Raw genomic sequence first — 15196 nt, 5'->3', positions numbered from 1 at the left:
CTCAGGAGCTCCTCGGCACGGGCGCGGCGGGCCCGGCCGGCGCGATGGGCGCGGCGGGTTCGTCGGCGCGTCGCAGCCGGCGTCGCCAGCTGAGGTCGCCGGCGGCCTTCACGGAGCAGATCACGAGCAGCAGCCAGCCGTACTCCACGAGCACGGCGCTCTCGGCCATCGAGGTCGCCACGAGCACCACCATCACGAGTGCGGTCCAGAGGAAGACGATGCTCTTGCGGGCGGCGGCGAGCACCCAGGCGCGCCCGAAGGCGAGGGCCACGAAGCCCACGAAGACGGCGAAGCCCACGAGTCCGGTCTGGAAGTAGACGTCGACGAAGGCGTTGAGCGCCGAGGTGTGCGAGCGGTTGCCGATCACGTCGAGCGCGAAGAAGGGCGAGACGTTCGACCGCCAGAACCCCGTCCACCCCCAGCCCTCGAGGGCGTTGAGGTCGATGAGCCGCCAGAGCTCGCGCCAGATCTCGAGCCGATAGGTGAACTCCCGGCGCTCCGAGAGCAGGGCCAGGATGCTGCCGCGGGTCACGTACGCCACGATGAGGCCGAGCAGCGAGACGGCGAGCAGCACGAAGTGCCAGCCGCGTCTCGTCTCGGGCGCGGCCCGCCGGAGTCCGAGCAGGATGACGGCCGCCACCGCGGTCACCACGGCCACGCCCACGGTGATGGGCGATCCCGAGAGCACCACCGCGAGACACGCGATCGCCACGCTGTAGATGCCGAGGCCGCGCCGCACCGAGCGCGTGGCGAGCTCGATGGCGAAGGTCACGAGGGCCAGGAGCGCCACGAAGCCGAGCATGTTGCGGGTGCCGAGCACACCCTGGATGGGCCCTCCCGTGGCCAGGCCGCCGGTGACGTTGAGGAAGGCCACGGGGGTGTCGAGCAGCAGCCCCGCCACGATCTCGAGCGCCAGGGAGGCGGAGATCACCACGCGCAGCACGTCGCCGACGGCCCGCACCACCTGGATGAGGTCGCGCACGATCGCGATGTAGATGCCGAGGAAGGCGTACGCCAGCTGATAGAGGAGCCCGTTGAGGGTGGAGAGCAGGTAGGAGCTCCACAGCATCGTCACCGCGCACCAGGCCACGAAGACGATGAGCGAGATCGGCAGGAGTCCGTGCCAGTCGAGCTCCTGCCAGCGGCCGGCGAGCGACACGGCGGCCAGCAGCACGAGCCCCGAGACGATGGCGATGAGCCCCGGCCAGCCGATCGTCGCGCGCAGCGGGAACGACAGGAAGGCCGTGCCGATCACCGCGAACGTCAGCACACGGGCGAACCGGGTGGATCCGGCGAACCGGAGCAGTCCCGCGGCGACAGGGTGCTGCGGAATCAGCGTCATCGCCCCAGCGCCGGGCGGAGGCCCGCCGGGCGGGGCTCGGGATGCGAGCCGAGATCGAGATCCACGCGGGAGAGGTCGAGCTTGGTCTTGATCCCGATCACCACGAGCAGCACCCAGCCGCCCTCCACGAGCATGCGGCTCTCCACGAAGCTCTGCGCCACGAGGGCCGTGAGCAGCAGCGCGGGTGCCAGCGAGAGCGCCACGCGGGGGAGTGCGCGGCCGCGAGCATCGAGCGGCGGCTCCACCGCGAACCACCAGGCGCGGTGCCAGGCGCCCACCACGAACGCGATGAAGAGCACGAGCCCCACCACGCCGAGCTGCAGCCACACGTCGAGCCAGGCGTTGTGCGCCTGCAGGTAGGTCACGCCCTTGCGCACCGCGAGGTCGTCGAAGGGCTCCACCCACGGCACCCAGTAGCTCACCCAGCCCCAGCCGAAGGCGGGGCGCTCGGCGGCGAGGCCGGCCACCGCGTTCCAGATGTCGAGCCGGCCGGTGAGATCGTCCGACTTGCCGAACAGCGCGAGCACCTGCTGCTGCAGGGCGACGACGGCCACGACCGCGAGAGCGGCGAGCACGGCGGCGCCCGCGAACACGCGCGCCCTCCGCCCCTCGCGCGCCCGGCGGGCGAGCACGAGCACACCGAAGGCGGCGGCGGTGATGACGAGGGCGCCGATGGCGGTGGCCGACCGGGTGAGCGCGAGCACGCCCACGGCCACGACGATCCAGGCGATCGCCGGGTTGCGCCGCTTGAGCCCCTGCGCCAGCTGCACGGCCAGCACGATGAGGGCGAGCACCGCCACGAAGGCGAGCAGGTTGCGGTTGCCCACGATGCCCTGGATCGGGCCGCCGGTGAACAGGTCCGCCTGCGTCCAGTAGAAGGCGTCGGGCACCTTCTCGTCGCCGTAGTCGGTGAAGAAGGGGAAGATCGGTGCGCGCACGAAGACCGCAACGACGAGCTCGAAGAGCACGGAGAGGCCGAGGATCCAGTTGAGCGCTGTGCCCAGGGCCGACAGAAGCCCTGGCCAGCTGAGCGACGCGCAGAGGTAGAGGGCGCCGATGGTGGTGGCGGCCTGGGCCGCGAGGCCGAGCAGGGTCGCGCCCGGGTAGAACGACCAGGCGATCGAGACGAGGGCGAGCACGAGGAACAGCACGAAGGTGCGCGGCAGCTTCCAGACCGCGACCTCGCGCCACAGCCGGCGCCGCGTCATGACGACGGCCACCACGATCGTGATGACCAGCACGAAGGCCGCGTACCCCCACCAGCTCAGCAGGTTGCGCCACAGATCGCCCGCGAAGACCGTGAAGATCACCAGCACGCTGAGCAGTCGCGTGGCGGCGTCGGTCGGGTATCGCATGGGGAGAAGCCTACCGACGCCTGACCCGCTCACACGAAGGCAGCGAACCCCGTGATGCTGCGGCCCACGATGAGCGTGTTCATCTCGCGCGTGCCCTCATAGGAGTAGAGCGCCTCGGCGTCGGCGAAGTGCCGTGCCACGTCGTAGTCGAGCACGATGCCGTTGCCACCGAGCACCTCGCGGCACCACGCGACCGTCTCGCGCATCCTCGCCGTCGTGTAGGCCTTGGCGAGGGCGGAGTGCTGGTCTTTCTGGGTGTCGTCGTCGAGCATCTGCGAGACGCGCACCACCATGCCGAGGCTCGCGGTGATGTTGCCGATCGACTTCACGAGCAGATCCTGGATGAGCTGGTGGCTCGCGATCGGCTTGCCGAACTGCACGCGCTCACGGGCGTAGTGCAGGGCGGCCTCGTAGGCGCCCACCGAGTTGCCCACGGCGGCCCAGGCCACCTCGGCGCGCGTGAGGCGAAGCACCTTCGCGGTGTCGCGGAACGAGTTCGCGCCCTGCAGCCTGAGGCTCTCCGGCACCCGCACGTTCTCGAGCGTGATGTCGGCGTTCTGCACGATGCGCAGGCTCTGCTTGTTCTCGATCTTGGTGGCGGTGTAGCCGGGGGTGGAGGTCGGCACGATGAATCCCTTCACCTGGCCGTCCTCCGCATCCTTCGCCCAGATCACGGTGATGTCGCTGAAGGTGGCGTTGCCGATCCAGCGCTTGGAGCCGTTCAGCACCCACTCGTCGCCGTCGCGCGTGGCGATGGTGCGAAGGCCTTGGGCCGAGTCGGAACCGGAAAGGGGCTCGGTGAGGCCGAACGCGCCGACGACCTCGCCGGAGGCCATCTTCGGCAGCCACTCCGCGCGCTGCTCCGGCGAACCGGTGACGCTGATGGAGCCCATGGCGAGGCCGTTCTGCACACCCACGAGGGTGGCCACGGAGGCGTCGACGCGGGCGAGCTCGAAGGCCACGAAGCCGCGGAAGACGGCCGAGTTCTCGAACGGCTTCGTCTCCTCCCAGGCGAACGAGAAGGCTCCGGTGGCCGCGAGGCCCTTCATGATGCCGTCGGGGTGGCTCGCCTTCTCCCAGTGCTGGTTGACGACCGGCTTCACCTCGGCCTCCAGGTACTGGCGGAGCGCTGCGAGCGCCCCCTTCTCCTCGTCGCTGAGGAGGGACTCGTAGCTGTAGAAATCGCTGGCGAGGGGCTCGAAGGTCATGGCGAGATTGTAGCCCGCAGACCTGCCGTGTGAGAGTGGACCCATGTTCGTACCGATCACCAACACCGCTCGCGACTACGCCTGGGGCTCGCCCACCGCCATTCCCGAGCTGCTCGGCACTCCCGTCACGGGCGAGCCGCAGGCCGAGCTGTGGTTGGGTGCCCACCCGGGCAGCCCCAGCGAGGTGCTCGACCCCGCGGAGACCGGGGGAGCCACCGATCTGGCGGAGTGGATCGCGGCCGATCCGCAGACCGCTCTCGGTGCGGATCGCCGGAGCGACACGCTCCCCTTCCTGCTCAAGGTGCTCGCGGCCGCCGAGCCGCTCTCGCTGCAGGCCCACCCCACCCTCGAGCGCGCCCGGGAGGGCTTCGAGCGCGAGAACGCGGCGGGGGTGCCGCTCGACTCCCCGGAGCGCAACTACAAAGACGCTCTGCACAAGCCCGAGATCGTGGTGGCGCTGAGCGAGAAGTACGAGGCGCTGTGCGGATTCCGGCCGCTCGCCGAGGTGCGCGAGATCATCGAGCTGCTCGTCACGATCGATGCCTCGCAGACCGCACCGCGCTGGGAGCTCTACGGCCCCATCGTGCACCTGCTGGAGGATTCCGAGACGCTCCGCGAGACCGACGCCGAGGTGCTGCACTCCGTGGTGTCGTGGGTGCTCTCGGGCGGCGAGGAGGTGCAGACCCTCGTGGGCCACCTCGTGCGCACCGCCGAGAAGGCCCTGCATCCCGCCCACGCGCACATGACCGATCCGTACACGCCCTCGCTCGAGACCGTGGTGCGACTGCAGGAGGAGTACCCGGGCGACCCGGGAATCATCATCTCGCTGCTGCTCAACCGCGTCACCCTCAAGGCCGGTCAGGCGCTCTACCTGCGCGCCGGCAACATCCACGCGTACCTCCGCGGGGTGGGTGTCGAGCTCATGGCCGCCTCCGACAACGTGCTGCGCGGCGGGCTCACCCCCAAGCACGTCGACGTGCCCGAGCTGCTCGAGGTGCTCGACTTCGAGGCCGTTCCCGTGCCCTACCTCGAGCCCTCGCACCCCGCGGAGGGGCTCTCGGTGTTCCGCCCCGACGTCGACGACTTCGAGCTCGCTCGGGTGCAGCCGACGTCGGGAGGTGCGCCCGTGCTGTTCGACCCCGCCGGCCCCGCCATCGTGCTGTGCATCTCGGGCGCGCTCACCGTGCGGGGCGCCTCGGATGACGCGGTGCTCGTGCGCGGCGGATCCGTGTACGTCACGCCCGACGAGGGTCAGCTCTCGTTCACGGGCGAGGGCATCGCCTTCGTGGCGGCCCCCGGTCAGCTCACGCGCTGAGGCGCACCGAGAACGTGCGGCGGTAGGCCGCCGGCGTGGTGTCGAGCGTCTTCGCGAAGTGGTGGCGCATGACCGCCGCGGTGCCGAAGCCCGCCTCCGCGGCGATGGCGTCGAGACCCGATCCGCTCTCCTCGAGCAGCTGCTGGGCCCGCAGCAGGCGCTGACGGTTGAGCCAGGCGCCGGGGGTGGTGCCGAGATCCGCCTTGAAGCGACGCGCGAAGGTGCGCGGCGACATGAGGGCCCTGCGGGCGAGCTCGTCGATGGTCAGTTCCTGGTCGAGGTGCTCGAGCATCCACGCCGTGACCTCGGCGAACGAGTCGCTGCGGCTCTCCTTGACGGGGGTGGCGATGTACTGCGACTGCCCACCGGCTCGCTGTGGCGGCACCACCATGCGCCGGGCCACCACGTTGGCCGCCGAGGCGCCGAGCTCGGTGCGGATAAGGTGCAGGCAGGCGTCGATGCCCGAGGCCGTGCCCGCACTCGAGATGATGCGGCCGTCCTCCACGAAGAGCACGTCGGGGTCGACCGCGATGTCGGGGAACTCGGCGGCGAGCCTCTCGGCGTGCATCCAGTGCGTGGTGGCGGAGCGGCCGCTCAGCAGACCGGCCCTGGCGAGGGTGAAGGCTCCGCTGCAGATGCTGAGGATCCAGGCACCGCGGGCGGCGGCCTCCTGCAGCACACGCACGACCTCGGGGTGCACCTCGTCGTCGATCCTGTGCGCGGGAACGGCGATGAGGTCGGCCTCCGCGGCCTTCTCGAGCCCCTCGGAGATGATCATGTCGTAGCCGACGCTCGTGGGCACGGGCCCGGGCTCGGCTGTGATGATGGAGAAGTCGAACCGGGGGCCGCCGTGCTCAGTGCGGTCGATGCCGAACACCTCGCACACCACGCCGAACTCGAACGGGGCGACGCCGGGGATGGCCAGGAGAACGACTTTCGAGAGCATTCTGGCAGAATATCGACATCCGCTGAAGAATGTCCATGGCCCCGCCGAACGCGGCCTCGCGCCGCCGTGTCGCAACCCTTAAGGCAGAGTTGAGGGTTTACCATCCGCGACTTGACTCAGGCGAACTACACCGGTGTAATTAGGCACACGGGGTTGTCGGCAGGTCGCAGACGAGATCAGAGGGTGGAGCGTGATATGGCATTGTCAGAGTATCGCTCAGGCGTCCCGGACGACTGGTTCGTCGACCCGGTCAGTCTCGGTGTTCCCGGTGTGCGCAAGCCGATCGCCGAAGACGACGACAACCAGCTCGCCTGGCAGGCTGATTCGCTGTGCGCCCAGACCGATCCCGAGGCCTTCTTCCCGGAGAAGGGCGGCTCCACGCGAGACGCCAAGCGCATCTGCACCTCGTGCGAGGTCAAGGCCCAGTGCCTCGACTACGCGCTGCAGAACGACGAGCGCTTCGGCATCTGGGGCGGCCTCTCCGAGCGCGAACGCCGCAAGCTGCGCAAACGCGCAGTCTGACCAGATTCCGCGCCGCCGCTTCTGCGGCGCGGTCCCTCACACGGGATTCATAAGAAACCGGCACGCCGATAAGGCACCGGCCCCCCGCTGGGCCGGTCGCTTAGGGTCAGTGCGATGCACGCCCGAGTCACAGCCGTTCTCGTCGCCTCCAACGGAGCCGACCACCTTCCGCGCACCTTAGAAGCGATCGCGGCGCAGACCCGCGCGCCCGACGCGCTCGTGGTGGTGGACTGCGCGTCGACCGACGCCTCCTCCTCGCTCCTCGCGGCCGCCCAGCCCACACGCTTCATCTCGGAGTCCAGCCGGCTGAGCTTCGGCACCGCCATCCAGCACGCCCTCGGTGTGGCGCCCCCGCCCGAGAGCGAGAACGAGTGGCTCTGGCTGCTCGCCCACGACACCGCTCCCGAGCCGGATGCCCTCGCGGCCCTCCTGGCCGCCGTGGAGGTCAACCCCTCCGTGGCCGCCGCCGGCCCCAAGCAGATGGAGTGGAGCGACCGCAACTACATCGCCGAGTTCGGCGAGACCATCACGAGCCTCGGCGCGAGCGTGCCGATCGTCGAGACCGAGCTCGACCAGGCGCAGCACGACCGCTTGAGCGACGTGCTCGGCATGGGTGCCGCCGGCCTGCTCGTGCGGCACACGGTGTGGAACGAGGTGGGCGGGTTCGACCCCGCACTGCCCACGGCCGACAACGCGCTCGACTTCTCCATCCGCGTGCGCCTCGCCGGCCACCGCGTCATGGCGGTGCCCGCCGCCCGCGTGGCCACCGACGGCGACGGCTTCTCCGATCCCGGCCGCTCCACCAGGGGCTCGGTGCGTCGCAAGCGCCAGACCGCCCGCCGTGCCGCCCAGCTTCACCGCAGGCTCGTCTATGCACCTCCCTTCGCCGTGGTCTTCCACTGGCTCTCGCTCGTTCCGCTCGCCATCGCGCGGTCGCTCTTCCAGCTCGTGCGCAAGCAGCCGGGCGCCATCGGCGGCGAGTTCGCCGCTGCGTTCAAGACGGCCTTCGGATCGCGGATCGGCGAGGCGCGCAAGCGGCTCAAGGCCTCCAAGCGCGTGGGGTGGAAGGCCATCGCGCCCCTCCGCATGCCGGGAGACGAGATCCGTCGACGCCGCTCGCTGCAGCGCGAGATCGCCCTCACCTACCTGCGCGGCGCACGCGACCGCATCCAGTTCATCTCCTCCGGCGGTGTCGTCACGGTGCTCGTGGCGCTCCTCGTGGGGCTCGTGGCGTTCATCCCCGTCTTCGGGGCCTCCGCCATCACGGGCGGGGGAGCGCTGCCGCTCGATCCGACCGCGGGCGGGCTGTGGGCGCAGATCGGCACCGGGTTCCGCGACACGGGCCTCGGGTTCGTGGGTGCCGCCGATCCGTTCGCCGCGGTGATCGCCGTCATCGGATCCCTCACCTTCTGGTCGCCCTCGCTCGCCATCGTGGGCCTCTACCTGCTGGCTCTGCCGCTCGCGGCTCTCGCGGGCTGGTTCCTGGCCGCGCACCTCACCGAGCGACCGCTCCTCCGCAGCGTCGCGGCCGTGCTGTGGGTGGTGGCGCCGCCGTTCCTCGGGGCACTCGACTCCGGCCAGATCGGCGCGATCCTCGCCCACCTGCTGCTGCCGTGGCTCGTGCTGGCCGTGCTCGCCGCCCCGCGCTCCTGGTCGGCGTCGGCCATGGCCTCCATCCTCTTCGCCGCCGTGCTCGCGGTGTCACCCTCGCTGCTGCCCGCCCTCGTGCTGCTCTGGATCGTGGCCACCGTCGCGAGCCGCCGCAACGTGATGCGGCTCATCGGCATCCCGATCCCGGCCCTCGCGCTGTTCGGGCCGCTCATCATCGACCAGATCGAGCGGGGCACACCCCTCGCGCTCCTCGCCGACCCCGGCCTGCCCGTCGCCCGCGATCAGGTGCCGGTGCTCGAGCTGCTGCTCGGACTGCCGAAGACCGGCCTCGGCGGCTGGGAGTCGCTCGCCGGCGGCGTCGGGATCGACTCGGGCGCCGTGCTCGTCGTGGTGGCCGTGCTCACCGTGCCGCTCGGCCTGCTGGCCCTGGCCGCGCTCGTGCTGCCCGGCTCTTACCGGCCGGTCATCAGCATGGTGATCGCCATCGTGGGATTCGCCACCGCCGTGCTCGCCGGCCAGCTCGCCCTCGCCACGTCGAGCGCCGAGGCCGTGACCATCTGGCCCGGATCCGGTCTCAGCCTGTACTGGCTCGGTCTCAGCGGTGCCGCGGTCTTCGGGCTCGCCGCGCTGCCCCGCTTCACGGGTGTGCCCGCCGTGGTCGCCACGATCGCCGTGGGCGTGCTCGCACTGCCCATGGGGCTCGGGGTGCTGCTCGGCACCGCCCAGGTCGTGCCGGGCGACGGCCGTGAGCTGCCCGCCTACGTCACGGCCGAATCGGCCACCAACCCCCGTGTCGGCACCCTGCGGCTCGTCCCGCAGGCCGACGGCGCGCTCGGCGCGACCGTGGTGCACGGGGCAGGGCCCACGCTGTCGCAGCAGTCCACGCTCGCCTCCACCGCCGACTACGCGGCCGAAGCGGGCGGCGGCAGCGCCGGTTCTCGAGCGGCATCGGGTGCAGGGGCGGATGAGCTCAGCAACCGCGCCGAGATCGCCGAGATCGTGGGCAACGCGGCCTCCATCAGCGGTGCTGAGGTCTCGGAGCGCCTCACCGCGCTCGGCATCGAGTTCGTGCTGCTGGAGCCGGCGGCGGAGACCGACCCCTCGGCGTCCGATGCGTCGTCGTCGGCCTCGCAGGCCATCGTCTCGCGCACCACGAGCGCGCTCAACAGCAACGCGCAGCTGACGTTCATCGGCGACACCTTCGCCGGTGCGCTGTGGCAGGTCTCCGGCGACGGCACGCTCGCCACGCTGCAGGCGCCCACGCCCACCAACACGGGCACGCCCTTCGGAGTGCTCGTGCTCGTGGTGCAGGCCTTCGTGTTCGGCATCGCACTGCTGCTGGCCCTGCCGGCCGGGCGACTGCAGGTGCAGGGCAGCCGGGCCGTGAGCGGAACGGCGCACGTGGCCTCGGCCGACTCCGCCGAGGAGCAGCTGGCCGAGGAGAAGGGCACCGAGCACGACGACCGCGTCGCCGTGGGCGAGGAGCCCGAATCCCTCGACACCCCCGACGGCGTCGCTGCCGATGCCGGGCGCGACGAGCCCGTGCGCGACGAGCCCGGACGCGACGAGCCCGGGCGCGCAGGCGCCGGTGCCCGCCCCACCCCCGGCCATCCCGAACTGCCCGAGGCGGCGCCGAGCGCCGCGATCGCCGCGGCCGTGCTCGCCTCCCGCCAGCACGGCGCCGAGAGCGACCAGGCGACGGACAGCGAGCCGGTCCCCTCAGAGGCCGACTCGGTCGCGCCGGGCCAGCCGGTCGCGGCCGCCGAACCCGTGAAGACGGCGGCAGGCACCTACGCCGCCGAGTACGTCACAGACGAGCGCCCCTCGACCGAGCCGGAAGCGCAACCGGCACCGGCGCCCTCATCGGCACCCGACGACGTGCTCTTCGTCGAGCCGGCGCCCGAAGGTGAAGGCGAGCCCGTCTCCGACTCTCCCCACCCGCAGGAGAACGCCGAGCCCGTGGTCTTCATCGAGCCCGAGCCGGCCCCCGAGCCCGAGCCCGAGCCCGAGCCAGCTGCAGAGTCCGCCCCAGCGGCGGAGGAGTCCTCCACCGCGGCCGGGTACGACGACTACGACCCCAACGACGAGACCGTGCTGAGCATCCGCGAGGCCCTGGACCGCCAGGCCGCCGAGCAGGCGGGCTTCCACGTCGGGCGCCCCACCACCGGCACCGGCACCACCGGATCCGGCACACAGGCTCCCGACGCCCCGAGAACCCCCACTCCCGAGGAGGGACCGACCGATGGCCGCTGATCGCAAGCTCGTCGCCACCGGCGCGCGCATCGTCACCGGGATCGTCGCCGCAGCCGCCCTCGTGGCGGTCGCCGCCGCCACCGTGGTGCTCCCTCTGCCCGAGGTGAGCGCCGTGCCCGCCTCCTTCTCCGTCGATCCGGCCCCGGCCGAAGAGGTCCGCGCGTGCGCCGGGCCCCTCGTGCGACTCTCCGACGACACCGGTGCCGACGCCACCGCCATCTCGAGCGTGGGCACCACCACCGTCTTCGCCGCCGCATCCGACCCGGCGGTCGCGCTCGACCGATCCTCCCTGCTCTCGCCCGACGACGTCATCACGAACGAGACCACGGCCCCGGCCCGCATCGCCCTCGCCGCCGCCCAGGGCGACCCGGCCGACCCGGCCGACGCCGGCACCCTCTTCGCCGCCGCCCAGTCGCAGAGCGTCGCCACCCCCGAGCTCGTCGGCCTCGCCGCCACGGCGTGCGGTGAGGCGAGCGCCGACAGCTGGCTCGTGGCCGGCTCCACCACGGTGGGTCGCACGAGCTTCGTCATCCTCTCCAACCCCGGTGACGTCGCGAGCGTCGTCGACCTCACCATCTACGGCGACGCCGGCGCCATCGATTCTCCCGGCGCCCAGAACATCGACGTGGCCGCGCGGTCCACCCGCATCCTCTCGCTCGCCGGTCTCGCTCCGGATGTCTCCGCCCCCGTCGTGCACGTGGTGGCGAGCGTGGGCGCGGTCACCGCGGCCGTGCAGCAGAGCATCGTGCGCGGTCTCGAGCCCGGCGGAGTGGAGCTCGCGGGCGCCACCGCCCCGCCCGCCCCCTCGCAGACCGTCTCGGGTGTGCGGGTCTCGGGTACCTCAACCATCTCCGAGCGACTCGCTGATGCCGACTACTCCGACCTGCAGAGCGTGCTGCGCCTGTTCGTGCCGGGCAGCGAGCCCGCCTCGGTCACCATCCGTGTCGCCGAGGAGCGCGACGGCGGTGCGCAGACGGAGTACCAGGTGGGTCTCACCCCCGGCGTCGTCACCGAGTTCCCGCTGCAGGACATCCCCGACGGCGTGTACACCATCGAGGCCGAGTCGGATGTGCCGTTCGTCATGGGCGCCCGCACCTCCACGATCGGCAACGAGAGCCTCGACTTCGCCTGGTACCAGTCGCTGCAGCCGCTCGACGGTCGCTTCTTCGTGGCCAACGCCGACGGTCCGAGCCCGCGACTGCACCTCGTCACGGTCGACGACGCCCCCGCCGAGGTCACGATGACCGACCAGACCGGAGCGGTCACCGCCGTCACGATCGTGCCGGGCGGCCGGTACGTGCCCCTCGTCGCCGGATCCTCCTACACGGTCACCTCCTCGGCCCCCGTGTCGGCAACGGTCACCTACTTCGCCGACGGCCAGTCGTCGTCGTACGCCGTCTCGCCGCCGAACCCCGCGGCGTCGTCGGTGGTCGTCTACCCGTAGGGCGCCGGCTCAGAAGTGCCGGAAGCGGTCGGGCGCGAGATCCCACGGATCCTTGCCCAGCAGCTCCGCCACGGCCCGGAACACGCACGACTCGATCGCGAGCCGCTTGTGCACCTCGTCGTCGCGGTGCAGGTGCGACATCCGCTCGATCGGGAGCCGGAACATGATGACCCGGTTCTTCGTGACCGACCAGCGGTCCACGTGGTCGGGAGATCCGAACGAGCCGAAGGGCATCGGCGCCACCTCGAAGCTCACGGTCGCGAGCTCGTTGGGCCACATGCTCCGCAGGTACTCGGCGGTGGAGGCGACCGTCGACTCGAACAGGTCGAGTCGGGTGCGCAGGAAGGGCAGGTGCGGGCCGGTGGCGGAGGAGCGCAGCTCACGCCCGTGCCTGCTGCGTGTGCGAGCCCTGACGGCCGCGGAACGCGGCGCTCGACGAGACCTGGGCATGCGGCAAGTCTAGGCGGATGCGCGGTCGGAGAGGCGGCGCGCGACACGCGTGCGCCTTGCGGGGCGTCGGGGGGCCCGCGGGTAGGCTCGATCCGATGACGAACCGGGAATGCTCCAGGCCCTCGTGCCGAGGTGAGGCCACCACCACGCTCACCTACGACTACGCCGATTCCATGATCGTCGTGGGGCCGCTGAGCCCCATCGCGGAGCCGCACACCTACGACCTGTGCGCGCGCCACATCGAGCGCCTCACGGCCCCGCAGGGCTGGCAGGTGCTGCGGCACGTCCCCGCAGGCTGAGCCGCCCGGCGGGCGCGCGACGCGGTGCGCCGCTCACGGCCGCAATGCATCCTCATCTGCGAGAATGAGGGCATGACTTCTGCCACCCTCGCCCCGACCACCGGTGTCGCCGTTCCCTTCAAGGTGCGCGACCTCTCGCTCGCGGAGGCCGGCCGCCACCAGATCCGACTCGCCGAGAACGAGATGCCAGGGCTCATGGCCCTCCGCGAGGAGTTCGGCCCCACGCAGCCGCTCGCCGGCGCGCGCATCATGGGCTCGCTGCACATGACGGTGCAGACCGCGGTGCTCATCGAGACCCTCACGGCCCTCGGCGCTCAGGTGCGCTGGGTGAGCTGCAACATCTTCTCCACGCAAGATGAAGCGGCAGCCGCCATGGTCGTGGGCCCCACCGGCACCGTCGAGGAGCCCGCCGGCGTTCCCGTGTTCGCCTGGAAGGGCGAGACGCTCGAGGAGTACTGGTGGTGCACCGACCGCGCCTTCGACTGGTCGGCCGAGGCCGCCGCCGAGGCGGAGGCCGGGGTTCCGGTCGAGTGGATCGGCCCGAACATGATCCTCGACGACGGCGGAGACGCCACCCTGCTCGTGCACAAGGGCCGCGAGTTCGAGCTCGCCGGTGCCGTGCCCGAGACGGGTGCAGACGACAGCGAGGAGTACGCGGTCATTCTCGACCTGCTGCGCGCCTCGATCGCCTCCACCCCGGATCGCTTCACGCGCATCGCCGCCGAGATCAAGGGCGTCTCCGAGGAGACCACCACGGGTGTGCACCGCCTCTACGAGCTGGCCGCCGCCGGGCAGCTGCTCTTCCCGGCCATCAACGTCAACGACTCGGTCACCAAGTCGAAGTTCGACAACAAGTACGGCATCCGCCACTCGCTCCCGGACGGCCTCAACCGCGCCACCGACGTGCTCATGGGCGGCAAGGTCGCGTTCGTGGTCGGCTACGGCGACGTGGGCAAGGGCGCCGCCGAGGCGCTCAAGGGCCAGGGCGCTCGCGTGATCGTCTCCGAGGTCGACCCGATCTGCGCGTTGCAGGCGGCCATGGACGGCTTCCAGGTGGCGCGGCTCGAGTCGGTCATCTCGGAGGTCGACATCTTCGTGACCGGCACCGGCAACGTCAACGTCATCGGGGTCGACGACATCCTCGCCATGAAGCACCTCGCGATCATCGCGAACGTGGGCCACTTCGACAACGAGATCGACATGGCGGGCCTCGCCAAGGTGCCCGGCGCCGAGAAGGTCGAGATCAAGCCGCAGGTGCACGAGTGGCGACTGCCTACCGGTCGCAGCGTGCTCGTGCTCTCCGAGGGCCGTCTCATGAACCTCGGCAACGCCACGGGCCACCCGAGCTTCGTGATGAGCAACTCGTTCACCAACCAGGTGCTCGCGCAGATCGAGCTCTTCGTGACCCCCGAGAACTACCCGATCGGCGTGTACGTGCTGCCGAAGCACCTCGACGAGAAGGTCGCGCGCCTGCACCTCGACGCCCTCGGCGTGGAGCTCACGACGCTGCGGCCCGAGCAGGCCGCCTACATCGGTGTGGCCGTCGACGGACCGTACAAGGTCGACCACTACCGCTACTAGCAGCGGCCCCCCGGCCGCTCAGCGCTAGCGGTCGGGGAAGCCGTTCGGCAGGCCGTGCAGCACCGGATCGACCGTCGCGAGGCGCTCGCGCTCGATCATGAGCGCGCGGTACTCCCGGTCGCGGCGCATCGCGGCCACGCCCAGCAGGAACAGGTGCGGGTGCACGTTCGGGATCGGCGCCACGTAGGGTGCCACCTCGCCCGCGAGCTCGGCGGAGAGCCGCTCGCTCGTGGCCGGCGTCATGCTGCCGGCCTGGGTGAGGAACTGCACCACGCGCCGTGACAGTCGATCGGGCAGCTTCGCCACATCCGCCGTCTGCGACCAGACGACGAGGGGCGGCGGCACCGCCACATCGAAGGGCAGGGCGGCCGGAACCCGCTCGTGCTGGCTGTAGGTGCCGGCGAGCAGGTCGCCGAGCCGCTTCGAGCGGGAGTTGAGCAGCGAGCTCATGAAGGCGATCGAGCCGAGGGTGGAGAAGATCTCGAGAAAGCCCGTGAGGCCCCGGATGACGGAGTGCCGGAGCGAGATGGCCCCGCCGTCGTCGCGCACGATGCGGGCGCCGATCACGAGCTTGCCGAGCGAGCGCCCGCGGGAGGCCACCTCGACCACGATGGGCAGCACCACCAGGAAGCCCACGAGCAGTGCCGTGAAGAGCGCCTGGCCGAGAGCCTGGTCGATGCCCTCGCCGGCGAACAGCACACCGAAGAAGACATAGAGGGTGACGGCCAGTGGCACCACCGACACGAGGAAGTCGATCGCGCCGCTCGCGCTGCGCAGCAGGAAGCTCGCGGGGCGCACATCGAGTGCCACCGCCTCGCCGGTGAGAAGTTCGTCGTCGGCATACGCCTCAGTCATGCCTATCATTTAAGC

12 protein-coding genes are annotated in these 15196 nt (G+C 71.1%); 6 read left to right on the top strand and 6 right to left on the bottom strand.

The window, feature by feature from the left end:
- Position 1: 1 nt before the first annotated feature.
- From ACEXQC_RS07395 to ACEXQC_RS07385, 3 genes are read right to left on the bottom strand one after another with little or no spacing between them, the layout of a single operon-like run.
- Positions 2-1342 (bottom strand): O-antigen ligase family protein, encoded by a 1341-nt coding sequence (locus ACEXQC_RS07395; RefSeq protein ID WP_374820005.1) that lies wholly within the window; start codon positions 1340-1342, stop codon positions 2-4.
- A complete protein-coding gene (locus ACEXQC_RS07390; protein WP_374820003.1) occupies positions 1339-2697 on the bottom strand; it encodes an O-antigen ligase family protein in 1359 nt (452 codons plus the stop codon). Before ACEXQC_RS07390 ends, ACEXQC_RS07395 begins: the two co-directional genes overlap by 4 nt.
- A 29-nt stretch (positions 2698-2726) precedes the next feature.
- A complete protein-coding gene (locus ACEXQC_RS07385; RefSeq protein ID WP_374820001.1) occupies positions 2727-3905 on the bottom strand; it encodes an acyl-CoA dehydrogenase family protein in 1179 nt (392 codons plus the stop codon).
- 43 nt (positions 3906-3948) lie between these two features.
- Here ACEXQC_RS07385 and manA point away from each other — a divergent pair, with 43 nt between their 5' ends.
- Positions 3949-5220: a mannose-6-phosphate isomerase, class I gene (manA, locus tag ACEXQC_RS07380; RefSeq protein ID WP_374819999.1), complete on the top strand. Its 1272-nt coding sequence runs from the start codon at positions 3949-3951 to the stop codon at positions 5218-5220.
- Here the strand turns inward: manA and ACEXQC_RS07375 are convergent.
- Positions 5210-6166 carry a GlxA family transcriptional regulator gene (locus tag ACEXQC_RS07375; RefSeq protein WP_374819997.1) on the bottom strand — a complete coding sequence of 319 codons (957 nt, stop codon included), beginning with the start codon at positions 6164-6166 and terminating at the stop codon, positions 5210-5212. The genes manA and ACEXQC_RS07375 overlap by 11 nt on opposite strands.
- 195 nt (positions 6167-6361) lie before the next feature.
- Between ACEXQC_RS07375 and ACEXQC_RS07370 the strand changes: the two genes are divergently transcribed.
- The 3 genes from ACEXQC_RS07370 (at position 6362) to ACEXQC_RS07360 (ending at position 11996) form a co-directional block, all read left to right on the top strand.
- Positions 6362-6688 carry a WhiB family transcriptional regulator gene (locus ACEXQC_RS07370; protein WP_374819995.1) on the top strand — a complete coding sequence of 109 codons (327 nt, stop codon included), beginning with the start codon at positions 6362-6364 and terminating at the stop codon, positions 6686-6688.
- A 114-nt stretch (positions 6689-6802) separates the two neighbouring features.
- A complete protein-coding gene (locus ACEXQC_RS07365) occupies positions 6803-10552 on the top strand; it encodes a glycosyltransferase (RefSeq protein WP_374819993.1) in 3750 nt (1249 codons plus the stop codon).
- On the top strand, positions 10542-11996 hold the full coding sequence (locus ACEXQC_RS07360; RefSeq protein ID WP_374819991.1) for a DUF5719 family protein: 1455 nt from the start codon (positions 10542-10544) through the stop codon (positions 11994-11996). The genes ACEXQC_RS07365 and ACEXQC_RS07360 overlap by 11 nt, the downstream gene beginning before the upstream one ends.
- A 9-nt stretch (positions 11997-12005) precedes the next feature.
- Here the strand turns inward: ACEXQC_RS07360 and ACEXQC_RS07355 are convergent, their stop codons facing one another.
- Positions 12006-12446 carry a metallopeptidase family protein gene (locus ACEXQC_RS07355; RefSeq protein WP_374819989.1) on the bottom strand — a complete coding sequence of 147 codons (441 nt, stop codon included), beginning with the start codon at positions 12444-12446 and terminating at the stop codon, positions 12006-12008.
- A gap of 95 nt (positions 12447-12541) precedes the next feature.
- Between ACEXQC_RS07355 and ACEXQC_RS07350 the strand changes: the two genes are divergently transcribed.
- Positions 12542-12745, top strand: coding sequence for a DUF3499 family protein (locus tag ACEXQC_RS07350; RefSeq protein ID WP_374819987.1), 204 nt, complete (start codon positions 12542-12544; stop codon positions 12743-12745).
- Positions 12746-12817: 72 nt separating this feature from the next.
- Complete coding sequence (ahcY, locus tag ACEXQC_RS07345; protein WP_374819985.1) at positions 12818-14326, top strand: adenosylhomocysteinase; 1509 nt, start codon at positions 12818-12820, stop codon at positions 14324-14326.
- A 24-nt stretch (positions 14327-14350) separates the two neighbouring features.
- On the opposite strand, the gene ACEXQC_RS07340 is transcribed toward ahcY, so the two are convergent.
- Positions 14351-15181, bottom strand: coding sequence for an RDD family protein (locus ACEXQC_RS07340; RefSeq protein ID WP_374819983.1), 831 nt, complete (start codon positions 15179-15181; stop codon positions 14351-14353).
- Between the last annotated feature and the right edge of the window lie 15 nt (positions 15182-15196).

Origin of the sequence: Herbiconiux liukaitaii (assembly GCF_041927495.1) — a bacterium.
GTDB classification, from domain to species: Bacteria; Actinomycetota; Actinomycetes; order Actinomycetales; family Microbacteriaceae; genus Herbiconiux; species Herbiconiux liukaitaii.
This window is presented reverse-complemented; position numbering and strand designations above follow the sequence as displayed.